The sequence below is a fragment of the Streptomyces sp. NPDC026659 genome (assembly GCF_040638245.1).
In the GTDB taxonomy this organism is placed as follows: Bacteria; Actinomycetota; Actinomycetes; order Streptomycetales; family Streptomycetaceae; genus Streptomyces.
On the sequence record NZ_JBEZXY010000010.1, the window covers coordinates 193,998 to 209,463 of the forward strand.

The window sequence follows — 15,466 nt, forward strand, 5'->3', positions numbered from 1 at the left end:
ACCCCGGGACCGGCCCGGCGGGAGTCGGCGCGAAAACCCTCTGTCCGTGCGCCGCCACTGCTCGTACACTGCCGATTCACAGGGGCACGGGGGCAGTTGACGGGGGGAGCCGCCATGCCGGACACACCGTACGGACCTGCCGGGACACCGGGGTTTCCCATGCCCCCGGTACCGCCGATGCCGTCGAGCCCGCCGCCCGCACCGCCCGACCCGCTGCGCGCGGCCGCCGTCGGCCTGCTCAATCTGAGCGGGCTCGGCCTCGGCTACGTCCTGCTGCGAAGATGGTTCCTCGCCGCCGCCTGCTGGGTGGCGACCGCCGTCCTGCTGCTGGTCGCACTGCCCGCCGACCCGGACGGCGTCCCGGCCGGCGCGCTCGCCGGATACGTGATCGTCCTGCTCCTCGCCGCCGCGCACGGCGCGTTCGCCGCCCTGCGCACCCGGCTCACCCGGCCCTCCAAGGCACCCCTCGCGCTCGCCCTCGGCGTCCTGCTGCTCGCGGTGCCGACGGGCGGCACCCTCTGGTACCGCGACGCCCGCGAGGAAGCCGTCCAGCAGGCCCTGCTCGGCCGGCTGCACCGCGCCGACGCGAAGGTGACGGCGGCGGGCCGCCACTCCTTCGCCGCCTCCCGCGCCGACTACCGCGATGCCCTGGACGTCTACCGGGACCTCGCCGTCCACCACACGGGCTCCCGCGCCGCCGACCAGGTGCCCGACAGCCTGCGCACCTACTACCGCACCGTCGGCGCCCCCTACGCGGGCGGGGACTACTGCGGCGCGATCGAGCCGCTGAAGTATCTGCGCACCGTGCCGGACACCATCTCCGAGGACCGGCTGGGCACGCTCGCCCGCTGGCCCGACGACCGGCTCGCCACGTCGCTGTACGAATGCGGTGCCGCCGCCCTCTCCGGGGACGGCGAGGAGTGGGTGGAGCACTTCGGCGACCTGCTCGGCACCTTCCCCGACTCGGGCCAGGCCACCAAGGTCGCCCCGGCCGTCGAGTCGGCCGTGGCGAAGGCGCAGAAGGACGTCGGCGGCACGGCGCCCTGCACCGCCGTGGAGCGGCTGCGCGAACTGAACACGCGCGCCGTCGCCCTCGCCAACTCCGGCGGCCGGTCCGCCGCCCAGCTGACGGCCTCGGCGGGCCGCGCGAAGCGCAGCGGGGACGAGGGGGCGTACGACTGCGGGATCGACCAGTACAAGGACGGCCAGTTCACCGCCGCGCAGAAGACCATGGAGGACTACGCCGCCCGGGCCACGGGCGCCAAGCGGGACCGGGCCCGGAAGATAGCCATCGGCGCCGAGGTCGCCCAGATCGTCCCCGCCGCCGGGAAGAAGCTGCCCACCACCGCCTCCGGCGGCGGCATCTCCGTCACCGTGAAGAACGACAGCCCGGACGACATCACCGTCCTCTACACCGGCCCGGTCACCGGCAGCTTCACCCTCAAGGGCTGCGGCAGCTGCCGGGCGTACACCTTCGCCGACACCCTCTCGATCGGCTTCAAGCCCTGCAGCGACACCGGGAAGAACTACCCGAAGCGCACGATCGGTCTGCCCGTCGGCACCACGTACTTCGTCCACAAGCCGAACGGCACCGGCACCGCCAAGCCCGCCTCCGACACGGCCAAGATCCGCTCGGGCTACATCTACACCGAATGCGCCTACACCACGCGGACGTTCGGCTATTGACGTACCGTCACACCGATGCCGGGGAGCGGTCCAGCCACGCCCGGTAGACCGGTGACTGTGCGGCCACCTCCCAGTAGGCGTCGGCCAGTTCGGCGTAACCGTCCTCCAACTCGGCCTCGGTGCGCGCCGCGAGCAGCAGCCGCACCCCGATCGGGTCGCCGCGCAGCGGCCGGATGGCGAGGTCGGAGCGGGGCCGCGCGGTCGGCTGGCTCACCGTGACCACCTCGCCGGTGGCGGCCAGGGTGTACGCGGTCAGATAGTCGCCGTGCAGCAGGCGCGGTTCGATCCCCGCCTCGCGCAGCACCCGGCACAGCCCGTCCCACTCGCCGTCCACCGTGGAGTCCACCATCCAGCGCTCCTTCGCCAGGTCCGCGAGCCGCACCTCGTGCCGGGCGGCGGCCGGATGGTCGGCGGCGAGCGAGACGAACTGCGGCTCCCGCTGCACCAGGACCCGCAGACTGAGCCCGGCCGGGACGCGCAGCGGACTGCCCTCCACCTCGTGCACGAAGGCCAGATCGAGCCCGCCCTCGGCGACCATCCGCAGCAGCGCGTTCGCCGACGCGTCCACATGCAGCGTGGGGTCGGCCGGGGGCACCCGGGCGCGCAGCCGCCGCAGCCAGCCCGGCAGCGCGCGGCTGGCCGTCGCCCCGATGCGCGGCCGGGGACCGCCCGGTGCGCGCGTCGCCGCGGCCCGCGCCTCCGTGACGAGCGCGCCCAGCTCGCGCACCAGCGGTCGCGCGCGGCCCAGCACCAGCCGGCCCAACGGGGTGGGTCGGCAGCCGGTGCGGTCCCGGGTGAACAGCCGCCCGCCCAGGGCCTGTTCGATGCGCCGTAGCTGTGTACTCAACGACGGCTGCGCCAGGCCCAGTTCACGGGCCGCGCGGTGCAGGCTGCCCGCGTCGGCGATGGCGCACAGCACGCGCAGATGTCTGACCTCAAGATCCATGCCGGGAGCCTAGGTGTGGGCTGTGAGACGGCGCCAGAGGTTCAAATGGGGGCGCAGCAGGGCGAGTTGACGGTGATAGCCCCGCGCTATCCCTACTTGCCATCATCCGCCGGGAGTTGCTCTCCCCGAGACTCATGGGCAACCGATCGTTCACCCCACGGAACGAGCAGGAGCTCCCCACATGAAGCCCTTCCGCACCTCCGCCCTGTCCGCGAAGACCGCCAGAGGCGTCCTCGCCCTCGGCCTGGGTCTGGCCTGCGCCGCCCTCGGCACCGCGGCCCCGGCACACGCCACCGCCGCCGCCCCGCACGCCCGCTTCACCGGGTCGGCCGGAGAGACCGCGCAGAACAGGGCCTTCTTCGAGGCCGTGCTCGCCTCGGTCGCGAAGAAGCAGGCCGCGCACCCGAGCCTGGCGGCGGCGGTCACCGTCTACTACAACGCCTCCCAGGCACCCAGCTTCAGGTCCCAGATAACGAACGCCGCGTCCATCTGGAACAGCTCCGTCTCCAACGTCAAGCTCCAGGCCACCTCGGGCGGAGCCGACTTCTCCTACTACGAGGGCAGCGACCCGCAGGGCTCGTACGCCTCCACCGACGGCCACGGCCGCGGCTACATCTTCCTCGACTACGCGCAGAACCAGCAGTACGACTCCATCCGCGTCACCGCCCACGAGACCGGCCACGTCCTGGGCCTGCCCGACCACTACAGCGGCCCGTGCAGCGAACTGATGTCCGGCGGCGGCCCCGGCCCGTCCTGCACCAACCGCTACCCGAACAGCGCCGAGCGCTCCCGCGTGAACCAGCTGTGGGCGGCGGGCCTGGCGAAGGCGCTGGAGAAGGTGAACGCGGCGCGCTGATCCCGGCGCGCGAGGGCACAGGGAACGGCGGCGGCGCGGACACCCGCACCGCCGCCGTCTCCGCTCGGGCCGCTACGCCACGCGGGACTTGGGCGGCCGCTCGATGAGGTTCTGCACGGCGCGGCTCAGGACCAGGACGCCCGCGATGATCAGAAGGGCGCCGCACGCCTCGGGGATCAGCCACCAGCCCGTGCGGATGCGTTCGCCGAACAGGGTGATGCCGAGGGCGAGGCTGACCACCGCGTCGCCGATGGTCAGCGCGGGCTGGGCGGCGGCGAGCGGGCCCGCCTGGAGGGCGTTCTCCAGCAGGAGGACGGCGGCGGTGCCGGCCAGGGCGAAGCCGTAGGTCTGCCAGGACGACAGGAACGCCTCGAAGCCCTCGTCCGCGAAGGTGCCCGTGGCCGACTTCAGCAGGGCGGCCGTGAGCGCGTTGGCGATCGCGGACCCCGACGCCAGCAGCGCCGCCCGGCCGGTGGGGGCCCGCTCGTGCCGGGCCAGCAGCACGACCGCCACGATCGCCCCGACGCACAGGACCAGGGCCGGTACCCAGTGGGTCAGCGGCGCCTGGTCGCGGGCTCCGTACGGCGCCGCCGCGGCGAGCATCACCGCGAGCCCCAGCACCACGGCGCCGACGCCCCACCAGCCGTAGGCGGGCAGATGCCGGTGCAGCAGCGGGCCCACCACGAGGAGCGCGAAGGGCAGCTCCAGGATGAACAGCGGCTGCACCAGCGCCAGCGGGCCGTTGACGAGGGCGAGGCTCTGGAAGATCGCGGCACCGATCACCCCGGCGATGCCGATCAGCCAGGCGGGGCGGCGCACCAGCTCGGCCAGCAGCCGGAAACCGCTCTTGGAGCTGACCGAGGCCGCCTTGCGCTGGAAGGCGGTGCCCACGGCATTGCTCGCGGCACCGGCGACGGCGAACACCGCGGCAAGTTCGATCACTACCGTCTCCCGCCTGCGGGTCGTCCATGTACCGAAAGTCCACGTCCCGGAGGAGCCCGGAGGGGTGTCGGACAATCCCGGCCGCTTCGGGCATCCCCACCCTACGAAAGCCCACGCCATCGCGCCGCCGGGGCGCCCTGCGCCACCGGGTCCGGAGCCCGATTCACTCGAACGGGTCATTATCTCCGTGATGTCCGTCTTCGCCGCATGACGGGGCGTATGGCGGAGAGACATCCGACATGCACGAATCGACACCCGACAGCCCCCTCCCGGCGCCGCGTGCCGCGCCCGGGTCCGACGTGGTGTTCACGGCCGACTTCGCCTCGGAGAGACAGTGGGTCGCGGGCCACTCCTGGGCCTATCCGAACGGCGGCCCGGTCAACCCGGGCGACGACAAGCTCGACTACCTCGTAGCCGACCCCGCCTACAGCCGCTCGGGCGTCTTCCGGGCCCGCCGCCGCACCGACGGCAGATGGAACACCGGCCTGCTCACCACCGAGGGCAGCCGCGACGGCTTCATGGTCCGCACCGGGGACGTCCTGGAGGCCCGGGTGCGGCTGCCCGTCGAGACCGGCGCCTGGCCCGCCATCTGGACCTGGCGGGACGGCGGCCAGGAGATCGACGTCTTCGAGTACCACCCCGACAACCCCGACCTCCTGGAACTCACCAACCACGTACGCGGCAGCAACAGCTACTTCCGCGACCGCGCGATCCGCCCCGCCGCCTGGGTCGACCTGCGCACCGAGTTCGGCGCCGGCTCCGTCGTCTGGTCCGTGAACGGCACGGTGGCCTTCGCCGACCGCCGGGGGACCGGACGCGGCTGGCACGCCTACCTCATCGTCAACCTCTCGGTCTGCGGCGGCCGCTACCACCCGCCGCCCGCACGCGGGACGACCGAGATGTCGTACACCGTCAGCAGCCTCGTCGTACGCCGCCCGGCGGGCCGGGGCGCGGTCGCCGAGCGGGACGACGAGGAGGGGGAGGTGACGCCGGAGGAGGAACAGCCGGTCTGATCCGATGGCGCGGGTGGGGGAGTCAGGGGCGGACGAGCGGCTTGAGGACCTGGCGGTCGGCCATGGCCCGATAGGCGTCCGGGGCCCGGTCGAGGGCGAAGGTCCGGTCGAAGACACGGCCGGGGTCGATCGTGCCGTCGAGCACGTCGAGCACGTCGAGCACGTCGGGCAGAAGCCACTCGATGTGGGCGCGAGCGGGACTGGCGCCGCCGGTCAGGGGGATGTTCCGCAGGAACCCGGCTTGGCCGAGCGGCCCTTCCTCGTACTGCGGAGCACCCGGGCGGCTGACGGTGCCCCCGTCCAGGACGGCGCCCAGGGCGGTGTCGAGCGCCTGGCGGGTGCCGACGGCCTCGATCACCTTGTCCACGCCGCCCGTCAGCTCGTGGATGCGGGCGACACCCTCCGCACCGCGCTCCGCGACCACGTCGGTGGCGCCGAACTCGCGGCCCGGAGCGGTGCGTTCCTCGTGACGGCCCGCGAGCACGATCCGCTCGGCACCCAGCCGCCGCGCGGCGATCTGCGTCGCCCGCCTGCGCGCCATCGCCGGAACCGCCCCGGACGCCCCCGCCGGCCTCATCGGCGAACTCCTTCTCAAGGGCCCCGACTTCGCGGGACTGTGGGAGCGCTACGAGGTGACCGGACGCAAAGCCGCGCACAAGACCTTCCGGCACCCCCAGGCCGGCACGCTCACCCTCACCCCGCAGTCGCTCCACGTGGAAGGCACCCCCGGCCGGCGCATCGGCGTCTACACCGCCGAACCCGGCACCCCCGAGCACGACGCCCTGATCCTGCTCGACATGAGCGCACCCCGGTCCGGGCACGGCCTCTCGGCCGCCCCCGAGGCCACCGGTCGACAGGGGTGAGCCCGGCGCGCGGGTGACCGTTGCCCGTGGGGCGCGCGCTGACTAGCCTGTGTTCGTCCCGCCGGTCACTGGTCGGGGTATCGAACACGGGTGACGGACCGCCGCGCCCGGAAGCAGGCAAGGAGGCCGTGCATGGGACGCCTCGTGCCCGCAGTGACGCGGGCCCTCGACATCCTCGAACTGTTTCTGGAGGGGGACGGCACGCTCTCCGCGCCCGACATCGTGCGCAGGCTCGGGCTCCCGCGCACCACCGTGCACGAGCTGGTGACCACCCTCGCCGCCCGCTCCTACCTGGTGGCGGTGCCCGGGCAGCCCGGCCGGTACCGGCTCGGTGTGCGCCCGTACCAGCTCGGCAGCCGGTACGCCGAGCAGCTCGACCTCGCCGCCGAGGGCCGGGAGGTGGCCCGCGGCGTCGCCGAGACCTGTGACGAGACGGTCCACGTGGCGCTGCTGGAGGACACCGACGTCATCTACATCGCCAAGGTCGACTCCACGCACGCGGTCCGCATGGTCTCGGCGGCCGGGCGCAGGCTGCCCGCGCACTGCACGGCGGTCGGCAAGATGCTGCTGGCCTCGCTGCCCGAGCGGGAACTGGCCGCCCGCGTCCCGGACGGCGCCGAGCTGGCCGCGATGACCCCGGACAGCCTCACCGACCCTGGCCGGCTGCGGGACGCGCTCGCCGAGATCCGGCGCCGGGGCGTCGCGGTGGAGCGCCGGGAGTCCAACCCGGACGTGAGCTGCGTGGCCGCCCCCGTCCGCGACCGCACCGGACGCGTGGTCGCCGCGCTGTCGATCTCGGTGCCGACGATCCGCTGGAGCGAGGAACGCCGTACGGAACTGGAAGCGCTCGCCGTCAAGGGCGCCGCCGAACTCTCCGAGCGGCTCGGCCACCGGGAGGCCGCGTGAGCGGCTACGAGGTCGCGGTCGAGACGCGGGCGGAGCTGGGCGAGGGCCCGACCTGGGACCCGGCCGGCGCCCGCCTCCTGTGGGTGGACGTTCTGGCGAGCCGTGTGCACACCTACGACCCCGCCACCGGCCACCGCACGGTCCACGACACCGGGCAGCACGTCGGCGCCGCCAAGCCCCGCACCCACGGCGGCTTGGCGCTCAACCTGCGCGACGGCGTCGCCCTGCTCGACCCCGACGGCGCCTTCCGCTGGCTGCACCGCGACCCGGTGCCGGGCCGCCGCGCCAACGACGCGGCCGTCGCCCCCGACGGCGCGCTCTGGGCCGGGACCATGCGCTATGACGAGGCCCCCGGCGGCGGCACCCTGACCCGCCTGGCCGGCGACGGCACCGCCGAGCCGATCCTCACCGACGTCACCGTGAGCAACGGCATCGGCTGGAGCCCGGACGGCACGCTGATGTACTACATCGACAGCCCCACCCGGCGTATCGACGTCTTCGACTACGACGGCGACGGCGTCCGCGATCGGCGCACCCTGGCCGTGATCGAGGACGGCGCGGGCTTCCCGGACGGGCTGACCGTCGACGCGGCGGGCTGTGTCTGGGTGGCGCTGTGGGACGGGGGCGCGGTCCGCCGCTACACACCCTCCGGCGCGCTGGACCGGGAGATCCGCCTCCCGGCCCCGCGCACCACGGCCTGCGCCTTCGGCGGCCCCGGCCTGACCGACCTGTACGTCACCACCGCCCGCGTCGGCCTCACCGCGCCCACGCCCCTGTCGGGGTCGGTGCTGGTGGTGCCGGGCGCGGGAGAGGGGCTGCCCCAGCCGCCGTTCAAAGGGTGAAGTCGCGTCCTGCGTCCATCAGTTCACGCCCCCGACCTGCGCTTGTTCCACACGTCGAAGCCGACCGCCAGCAGCAGCGCCAGGCCCTTGATGACCTGCTGCCAGTCGGTGCCGACGCTGAGCAGGTTCATCCCGTTGTTCAGCACGCCGAGGACGAGGCCGCCGATGATGGCGCCGAGGACCGTGCCGACCCCGCCGCTCATGGAGGCGCCGCCGATGAACGACGAGGCGATGGCCTCCAGTTCGAAGTTGACGCCCGCCTTCGGCGAGGCCGCGTTCAGCCGGGCGGCGACCACGAGACCGGCGAGCGCCGCGAGGACGCCCATGTTGAGGAAGACCAGGAAGGTGACCTTCTTGTCCTTCACCCCGGACAGCTTGGCCGCGGGCAGGTTGCCGCCGATCGCGTACACATGGCGGCCGAAGACCGCGTTGCGCATGAGGTAGCCGTAGCCGACGACCAGGGCGCCCAGCGCGATCAGGATGATCGGGGCGCCCTTGTAGCTGGCGAGCAGCAGGGTCAGGGCGAGGATCGCGGCGACCAGCGCGGTCAGCTTCAGCGCGAAGAGCCTCAGCGGGGGCAGTTGGAGCGCGAACTCCTTCTGCCTGCGCCGCCCTTGGACCTCCTGCCAGACCACGGCCGCTATCAGTGCCAGGCCCAGCAGCAGGGTCGGATTGTGGTAGTCGGTGTCGGGGCCGAACGCGGGCAGGAAGCCGTTGCCGATCTTCTGGAGCCCCTCCGGGAACGGCCCCAGGGTCTGCCCCTTGAGCAGGATCTCCGTCAGCCCCCGGAACAGCAGCATCCCGGCGAGCGTCACGATGAACGACGGGATGCCCAGATAGGCGATCAGATACCCCTGCACCGCCCCCGCCGCCGCGCCCACCAGCAGACACAGCACCATCGCGAGCGGCCAGGGCACGTCGTTCCGTACGTTCAGCACGGCCAGGAACGCCCCGACGAACGCGGTCAGCGAGCCCACCGACAGGTCGATGTGCCCCGAGATGATCACCAGCATCATCCCGATCGCCAGCACCAGGATGTAGCTGTTCTGGAGCACCAGGTTGGACACGTTGCGCGGCAGCAGCAGGTCCCCGTCGGTCCACACCGCGAACAGGACGACGATCAGGCCGAGCGCGATCACCATCCCGTACTGGCGCATGTTGCGGCGCAGGCCGTCCAGCATCAGCCGGAGCACGCCCGGCCCGGCGGGCGGCCCGTCGCGCTCCGGCGGGGCCGGGGCCGTCACGTCCGCGCTCATGGCGTCACCTCTTCGTCTCTGGTCATCAGGCGTCTTCGTCCCTGGTCATCAGGCGCATCAGCGCTTCCTGGGTGGCTTCCGCCCGGGGCACCTCGCCGGTCAGCCGGCCTGCGGCCATGGTGTAGATCCGGTCGCACATGCCGAGCAGCTCGGGCAGTTCGGAGGAGATGAAGACGACCGCCCGGCCCTCCGCCGCGAGCCGCCCGATCACCGTGTAGATCTCGTACTTGGCGCCCACGTCGATGCCCCGCGTCGGCTCGTCCAGGATCAGCACGTCCGGGTCCGCGAAGATCCACTTGCTGAGGACGACCTTCTGCTGGTTGCCGCCCGACAGCCGGCCGACCGGCTCCAGCACGGTCGGCGCCTTGATGTTCATGGCGGTACGGAACCCCTCCGCCGCCCGCCGCTCGGCGTGCTCGTCCACGATCCCGCGCCGGGCCACCTTGCCGAGCGCGGTCAGCGAGACATTGCGGTGCACGGTGTCGATGAGGTTGAGCCCGTAGTGCTTGCGGTCCTCGGTGACGTACGCGATCCCGTGCCCCACCGCCTCCGCCACGGTCCGGGTACGGATCTCCCGGCCGTCCTTCAACACCGTGCCGCCCGCGTACCGGCCGTAGGAGCGGCCGAACACGCTCATCGCCAGCTCGGTGCGGCCCGCGCCCATCAGCCCCGCGATGCCGACGATCTCGCCCCGGCGCACCTCGATCGACACGTCGTCGACGACCTTGCGCTGCCGGTCGATGGGATGCCGTACGGTCCAGCCGCGCACCTCCAGGGCCGGAGCCGCACCCAACTCCGCCTGGTGCGGCGGGCGTTCGGGGAAGCGGTGGTCGAGGTCGCGGCCGACCATGCCCGCGATGATCCGTTCCTCGGTGGTCCCCGGCGCCCGCACGTCCAGCGTCTCCACCGAGCGGCCGTCGCGCAGCACGGTCACCGAGTCGGCGACCCGGCGGATCTCGTTCAGCTTGTGCGAGATCACGATGCAGGTGATGCCCTGGGCCTTCAACTCCAGGATGAGATCGAGGAGTTTGCCGCTGTCCTCGTCGTTCAGGGCGGCCGTCGGCTCGTCCAGGATCAGCAGCCGCACCGACTTCGCGAGCGCCTTGGCGATCTCCACCAACTGCTGCTTGCCGACGCCGATGTCCGCGACCCGGGTCTCCGGATGCTCGTCCAGTCCGACCCGGCGCAGCAGCTTCGCGGCGTGCCGCAGGGTCTCCGTCCAGTCGATCAGACCGCGCCGGGCGTGCTCGTTGCCGAGGAACAGGTTCTCCGCGAGGGAGAGATAGGGCACCAGCGCCAGCTCCTGGTGGATGATGACGATGCCCTGCCGCTCGCTGGCCCGGATGTCCCGGAACCGGCACTCCTCGCCCTCGAAGCGCACCTCGCCTTCGTAACTGCCGTACGGATGAACCCCGGAGAGCACCTTCATCAGGGTCGACTTCCCGGCGCCGTTCTCCCCGCAGATGGCGTGCACCTCGCCGGGCCGGACGGTCAGGGTGACGTCGGACAGGGCCGTGACGCCGGGGAAGGTCTTGACGATCGAGCGCATTTCGAGGACGGGTTCCGCCATGGCCGCGCCTTCCAAGTCGTACGAGTCGGCCGTCACTTGAGCTGGGACTCGGTGTAGTAGCCGCCGTCGACCAGCACTTCGCGGTAGTTGCCCTTGTCGACGCTGACCGGCTGGAGCAGATAGGCGGGCACGACCTTGGCACCGTTGTCATAGGTCTTGGTGTCGTTGACCTCGGGCTTCTTGCCCTTGAGGGTGGCGTCCACCATGTTCGCGGCGACCTCGGCGAGCTTGCGGGTGTCCTTGTAGACCGTCTGCGTCTGCTCCCCGGCGATGATCGACTTCACGGATGCCAGCTCCGCGTCCTGCCCGGTGACGACCGGCAGCGGCTTGCTCTTCGCGCCGTAGCCGTCCGACTTCAGCGCGGACAGGATGCCGATGGAGATGCCGTCGTACGGGGAGAGCACCGCGTCGACCCGCCCTGAGCGGTAGGCCGAGGTCAGCAGGTCCTCCATGCGGTGCTGGGCGGTGGTGCCGTCCCAGCGCAGCGTGGTGACCTGGTTGAGCGCGGTCTGCCCGGACCTCACCACGAGCTGCTTCTTGTCGATGTACGGCTGGAGCACCTTCATCGCGCCGCCGAAGAAGTACTTGGTGTTGTTGTCGTCGTTGGACCCGGCGAACAACTCGATGGAGAACGGACCCTTCTTGCCGCTGTCCAGCCCCAACTTGTGTGCGATGTAGGTGCCTTGCAGCTCGCCGACCTTCTCGTTGTCGAAGGAGGCGTAGTAGTCGACGTTCTTGGTGCCGAGGATCAGCCGGTCGTAGGCGATGACCGGGATGTGGGCGTCGGCGGCCTCCTGCAGCACGTTGTTCAGGGACTTGTTGTCGATCGCCGCGATGATCAGGCCCTTGACGCCCTGGGTGATCAGGTTCTCGATCTGGGCGACCTGCTGGTCCGGGTCGTCCTCGCCGTAGACCAGCTTGGTCTTGTACCCCTTGGCGTGCAGATCCTTGACGACGTTGGCGCCGTCCGCGATCCAGCGCTCGGAGGACTTGGTCGGCATGGCGACGCCGATGGTGCCGCCCTTGGCGTCGCCGCCCTTCTCCTCGCTGCCGCCCTCGCCGCTCTGCCCGCAGGCGGTCAGGGTGAGGGCGAGTACGGCGGTCGCGGCGAGGGCGACTCTGCGGGGGCGTGCGGTGTACCGGTCGCGCATGGGGAACCGTCCTTGTTCGTCTCGGCGTTGGGTTTCTCGGCGTTGAGCGGGTCGGGCCGTGCGGTGGTGCGGGGTGTGTTTTTTTGGGGGCACGCGGTGGTGGTGCGGGGTCACTCGGTCGTGGGGAAGCGGTGCAGGGGGCCGGGGAGGCGGGTGCCGAGCGGGGCCATGCCGTGGTCGGCACCGTGCCGGGCGAGCAGGTCGAGGACCAGCCGGCCGCGCCGCACCCGCTCCCGCGCGGTGTCCAGGGCGACGCTACGGAGATGGGCGCCCCACGGGTAGATGCCGGGCGCCTTCGACAGGCCGAACTTCAGATACAGCGGGGCGCCGCGCCGGATCAGCTCGGCCACCTCGTACATCCGCACCTGGCCGCCGAGGTCGTCCGGCGCCTCGATGTACATGTCCATGGGGGCGCCGGACACCCGGCGAATCTCGGTGAGATGGGCGAGGGTGAGATCGCCGGGCACGTTGATCGAGTCGGCGCCGAGCCGCTCGAACACCGCGTAGGAGACCGGGTTGACCGGGCCGATCAGCGCGGAGACCTTCAGCGTCGTGTCCGCCGGGAGCACCCCTGACTCCCGCGCCCGGTGCAGGGCCCACAGCACGCCCTCGTCGGCCACCAGCAGGCAGCGCACGCCCAGTTCGGTCGCGCGCACCGCGTCCTCGACACAGCCGGCCACCGCGTCGTGGCCCCGGGCGCGCGGGCCGCCGCCGCGCGAGTCGGAACGCACCGCGCCTCCGGTGTCCCAGGTGCCGCGCGGTCCGGTGAACAGACAGAGCTCGATGCCGCGTTCGCGGGTCGCCTCCGCCATCTCGGTGATCTCGGCGTCCGTGAGCATCCAGACGCCGCTGCCCTGGCTGATCCGGTGCACCGGCACGTCCAGCCGCGCCGCCTCGGCCAGGACGACGGCCAGCGCCTCGGGCCCCTCGCACGACGGGATCTCGGTACGCCAGCTCCCACCGCCCGGGAAGCGGTGCGGGGAGGCGTCGGCGGGGTCAAGGGCGGGCGCGGCCAGCCCCAGAGCGGCGAGCGCCTGCTCACCGGGCCTGCGGACTGCCGGAGCGGAAAGGTCGGTCACGGGCTGCCTTTCGTGTTCGGTATGCCGGACAGGGTTCGGATCTTCGGGCGGGAGGGGCCCTGAGGGGCCGGGACAGGGGTATTTATGTGCGGGTCAGGGCAGCAACAGCACCTTCCCGGGCCCTCCTGATTCGACCGCCCGCGCGAACTCGGTCAGCGGCAGCCGGTGCGACACCAGCGGCAGCGGGTCCAGCAGCCCGGCGCCGAACAGCCGTACCGCGTGCGCCCAGGCGGCCGGGGGTGCCCCGAAGACCGTGCGCACCTCCAGCCGTCGTACGACGAGGTCGGTGGGGTCCAGGCCCTCGGCGCCCGGTGCCGGGATGCCGGTCAGGACCAGGCGACCGCCGCGCCGGAGCAGGGTGGCGGCGGTGACCGCGGCTTCGGCGGAGCCCGCGGCCTCGATCACCACGTCGTGGCCGCCGGGCAGGTCCGGCCCGCTCACCACGAAGTCGGTCGCACCGAACTCCTTTGCCAGCGCCTCGCGTTCGCGGTCGAGCCCCACCAGCAGGAGTTCTTTCGGGGAGACCGCGGCGAGAAGTTGAACCGCGAGCATCCCGAGCGTCCCCGTGCCCACCACAGCGACCCGCTCGCCCGGCCGGACGTCGGCCAGCAGAGCGGCGGCCGCGATGCAGGCGGCGGGCTCCAGGAGGGCGGCCGCGGTGAGGTCGGCGTCGTCGGGCAGGGGGTGCAGCAGCCGGGCGGGCAGCGTGAGGGTGGGGGCCATCGCGCCGGGGTAGGTGAAGCCGGTCTCCTCGTACCCCGCCTCGCAGAGCGTCGTCTCGCCCGCGTGACAACGGGCGCACACCTGGCAGTTGCGGAAGCCCTCGCCGACCACCTTGCGGCCGACCAGCTGCTGAGGCACCCCGGCGCCCACCGCGCGGACCGTGCCGGACCACTCGTGGCCCGGCACCACGGGGTAACGCGCGTACGGCGCGGGCCGGTTGCCCCGGTACAGCTCGCGGTCGCTGCCGCAGATCCCCACCGCGTGAACGGTGACCAACGCCTCGCCGGGACCGGGCGTACGGGGTGTGTGCGGCTCCAGCCGGTGCGTGCCCGGCGCCTCGACCACCACCTGGACGCTCACTTCGTCCCCTTCGGCCGACGCTGCTCCCAGCCCTCGGCCCACAGGTCGAACCGGGCCTGCTGCTGCGGGAATTCGGCCGCCGCGTCGGTGTCCAGCTCGACGCCGAGGCCGGGGGCGTCGGAGAGGTGGAAGTAGCCGTCGACCACCTCGGGGGCGCCCTTGACCACCGTCTTGATCTCCGCGTCCGCGAAGTCGTTGAAGTGCTCCAGGATCTTGAAGTTCGGTGTGCTGAAGCCGACTTGGAGCGAGGCGGCGGTGAGGACCGAGCCGCCCACGTTGTGCGGGGCGAGCAGCATGTAGTGGGTCTCGGCGGTCGCGGCCAGCTTGCGGGTCTCCCAGATGCCGCCGATGTGGCCGACGTCCGGCTGGAGGATGTCCGCCGCCTGGCTCTCGAACAGCTCCCGGAACTCGATCCGGTCGTGCATCCGCTCCCCGGTGGCGACCGGGACGTCCACCTTGGCGGCCACCTTCTCCAGCGCCTTCAGGTTCTCCGGCGGCACCGGCTCCTCCAGCCAGGCGGGGTCGAAGGGTGCCAGTTCACGGGCGAGGCGGATCGCGGTGGCGGGGGAGAAGCGGCCGTGCATCTCCAGCATCAACTCGGTGTCCGGTCCGATCGCGTCCCGTACGGCCTCGATCAGCGAGACGGCGTACCGGGTGCGCTCGTGGTCCAGCTCGAAGTGCCCGGTGCCGAACGGGTCGATCTTCAGCGCCCGGTAGCCCCGCGCCACGACCGCGCGGGCCGCCGCGTGATACGCCTCCGGGGTGCGCTCGGTGGTGTACCAGCCGTTGGCGTACGCCTTGACGCGGTCGGTGACCTTTCCGCCGAGCAACTGCCACACCGGTACGCCGAGCGCCTTGCCCCTGATGTCCCAGCAGGCCATCTCGACCACCGCGATCCCGGACATCACGATCTCCCCGGCCCGGCCGAAGTCGCCGTACTTCATCCGGCGCACCAGGTCCTCCACGGCGAATGGGTCCGAGCCCGCGATGTGGTTGGCCTCGGCCTCCCGCAGATAGCCGATCAGAGCATCGGTGTGGCCGAGCATCCGGGTCTCCCCGACGCCGGTGAGCCCCTCGTCCGTGTGGACCTGCACATAGGTCAGATTGCGCCATGGTGTGCCGACCACATGGGTGCCGATTCCGGTGATACGCACGCCCGCCCACCCTTCGGTGTTCGAAATTTCGTCATGCGTTCGAAATTCTGGCGTGACAGTAGGGAGGGGGTGCGGGGGGTGTCAATGGGGCGGACACGGATCGGGTGGAGCGCGAGCTG

General features: G+C 72.1%; 13 protein-coding genes and 2 pseudogenes. 6 read left to right on the forward strand and 9 right to left on the reverse strand.

What is annotated here, in order from left to right:
- Positions 1–159 precede the first annotated feature (159 nt).
- Positions 160–1,686, forward strand: a complete 1,527-nt coding sequence (locus tag AB0E91_RS24875) for a hypothetical protein (RefSeq protein ID WP_361785968.1) — start codon at positions 160–162, stop codon at positions 1,684–1,686.
- A 7-nt stretch (positions 1,687–1,693) separates the two neighbouring features.
- On the opposite strand, the gene AB0E91_RS24880 is transcribed toward AB0E91_RS24875, so the two are convergent.
- Complete coding sequence (locus tag AB0E91_RS24880; protein ID WP_361785971.1) at positions 1,694–2,632, reverse strand: LysR family transcriptional regulator; 939 nt, start codon at positions 2,630–2,632, stop codon at positions 1,694–1,696.
- 181 nt (positions 2,633–2,813) lie between these two features.
- Between AB0E91_RS24880 and snpA the strand changes: the two genes are divergently transcribed.
- The gene (gene snpA / locus AB0E91_RS24885) at positions 2,814–3,488 is read left to right on the forward strand and encodes a snapalysin (protein ID WP_361785974.1); all 675 of its coding nucleotides are present in this window, start codon (positions 2,814–2,816) and stop codon (positions 3,486–3,488) included.
- A gap of 72 nt (positions 3,489–3,560) precedes the next feature.
- On the opposite strand, the gene AB0E91_RS24890 is transcribed toward snpA, so the two are convergent.
- On the reverse strand, positions 3,561–4,430 hold the full coding sequence (locus AB0E91_RS24890) for a DMT family transporter (protein ID WP_361785977.1): 870 nt from the start codon (positions 4,428–4,430) through the stop codon (positions 3,561–3,563).
- Positions 4,431–4,669: 239 nt separating this feature from the next.
- Here AB0E91_RS24890 and AB0E91_RS24895 point away from each other — a divergent pair, with 239 nt between their 5' ends.
- Entirely contained in the window at positions 4,670–5,443 is a 774-nt protein-coding gene (locus AB0E91_RS24895; RefSeq protein ID WP_361785980.1) for a beta-glucanase, read from the forward strand.
- 22 nt (positions 5,444–5,465) lie between these two features.
- Here the strand turns inward: AB0E91_RS24895 and AB0E91_RS24900 are convergent.
- Positions 5,466–5,960: pseudogene (locus AB0E91_RS24900) on the reverse strand (zinc-binding dehydrogenase); the annotation flags it as partial.
- A 1-nt stretch (position 5,961) separates the two neighbouring features.
- On the opposite strand from AB0E91_RS24900, the pseudogene AB0E91_RS24905 reads away from it, so the two are divergent.
- The 3 genes and pseudogenes from AB0E91_RS24905 to AB0E91_RS24915 all read left to right on the forward strand — a co-directional run.
- A pseudogene (locus AB0E91_RS24905) lies at positions 5,962–6,306 on the forward strand (transcriptional regulator); the annotation flags it as partial.
- Between the two features lie 132 nt (positions 6,307–6,438).
- Entirely contained in the window at positions 6,439–7,212 is a 774-nt protein-coding gene (locus tag AB0E91_RS24910; RefSeq protein WP_361785983.1) for an IclR family transcriptional regulator, read from the forward strand.
- Complete coding sequence (locus AB0E91_RS24915) at positions 7,209–8,054, forward strand: SMP-30/gluconolactonase/LRE family protein (RefSeq protein ID WP_361785985.1); 846 nt, start codon at positions 7,209–7,211, stop codon at positions 8,052–8,054. Before AB0E91_RS24910 ends, AB0E91_RS24915 begins: the two co-directional genes overlap by 4 nt.
- A 23-nt stretch (positions 8,055–8,077) precedes the next feature.
- Here the strand turns inward: AB0E91_RS24915 and mmsB are convergent, their stop codons facing one another.
- The 6 genes from mmsB to AB0E91_RS24945 all read right to left on the reverse strand — a co-directional run bounded on the left by mmsB (position 8,078) and on the right by AB0E91_RS24945 (position 15,347).
- On the reverse strand, positions 8,078–9,310 hold the full coding sequence (mmsB, locus tag AB0E91_RS24920; RefSeq protein WP_361785988.1) for a multiple monosaccharide ABC transporter permease: 1,233 nt from the start codon (positions 9,308–9,310) through the stop codon (positions 8,078–8,080).
- 25 nt (positions 9,311–9,335) lie between these two features.
- Positions 9,336–10,880 (reverse strand): multiple monosaccharide ABC transporter ATP-binding protein, encoded by a 1,545-nt coding sequence (mmsA, locus tag AB0E91_RS24925; protein ID WP_361785991.1) that lies wholly within the window; start codon positions 10,878–10,880, stop codon positions 9,336–9,338.
- A 32-nt stretch (positions 10,881–10,912) separates the two neighbouring features.
- Entirely contained in the window at positions 10,913–12,031 is a 1,119-nt protein-coding gene (gene chvE, locus AB0E91_RS24930) for a multiple monosaccharide ABC transporter substrate-binding protein (protein ID WP_361785994.1), read from the reverse strand.
- Positions 12,032–12,141: 110 nt separating this feature from the next.
- Complete coding sequence (locus AB0E91_RS24935; RefSeq protein ID WP_361785997.1) at positions 12,142–13,110, reverse strand: hypothetical protein; 969 nt, start codon at positions 13,108–13,110, stop codon at positions 12,142–12,144.
- 93 nt (positions 13,111–13,203) lie between these two features.
- Positions 13,204–14,193: an alcohol dehydrogenase catalytic domain-containing protein gene (locus tag AB0E91_RS24940; RefSeq protein WP_361786000.1), complete on the reverse strand. Its 990-nt coding sequence runs from the start codon at positions 14,191–14,193 to the stop codon at positions 13,204–13,206.
- The gene (locus tag AB0E91_RS24945; protein WP_361786003.1) at positions 14,190–15,347 is read right to left on the reverse strand and encodes a mandelate racemase/muconate lactonizing enzyme family protein; all 1,158 of its coding nucleotides are present in this window, start codon (positions 15,345–15,347) and stop codon (positions 14,190–14,192) included. Before AB0E91_RS24945 ends, AB0E91_RS24940 begins: the two co-directional genes overlap by 4 nt.
- Between the last annotated feature and the right edge of the window lie 119 nt (positions 15,348–15,466).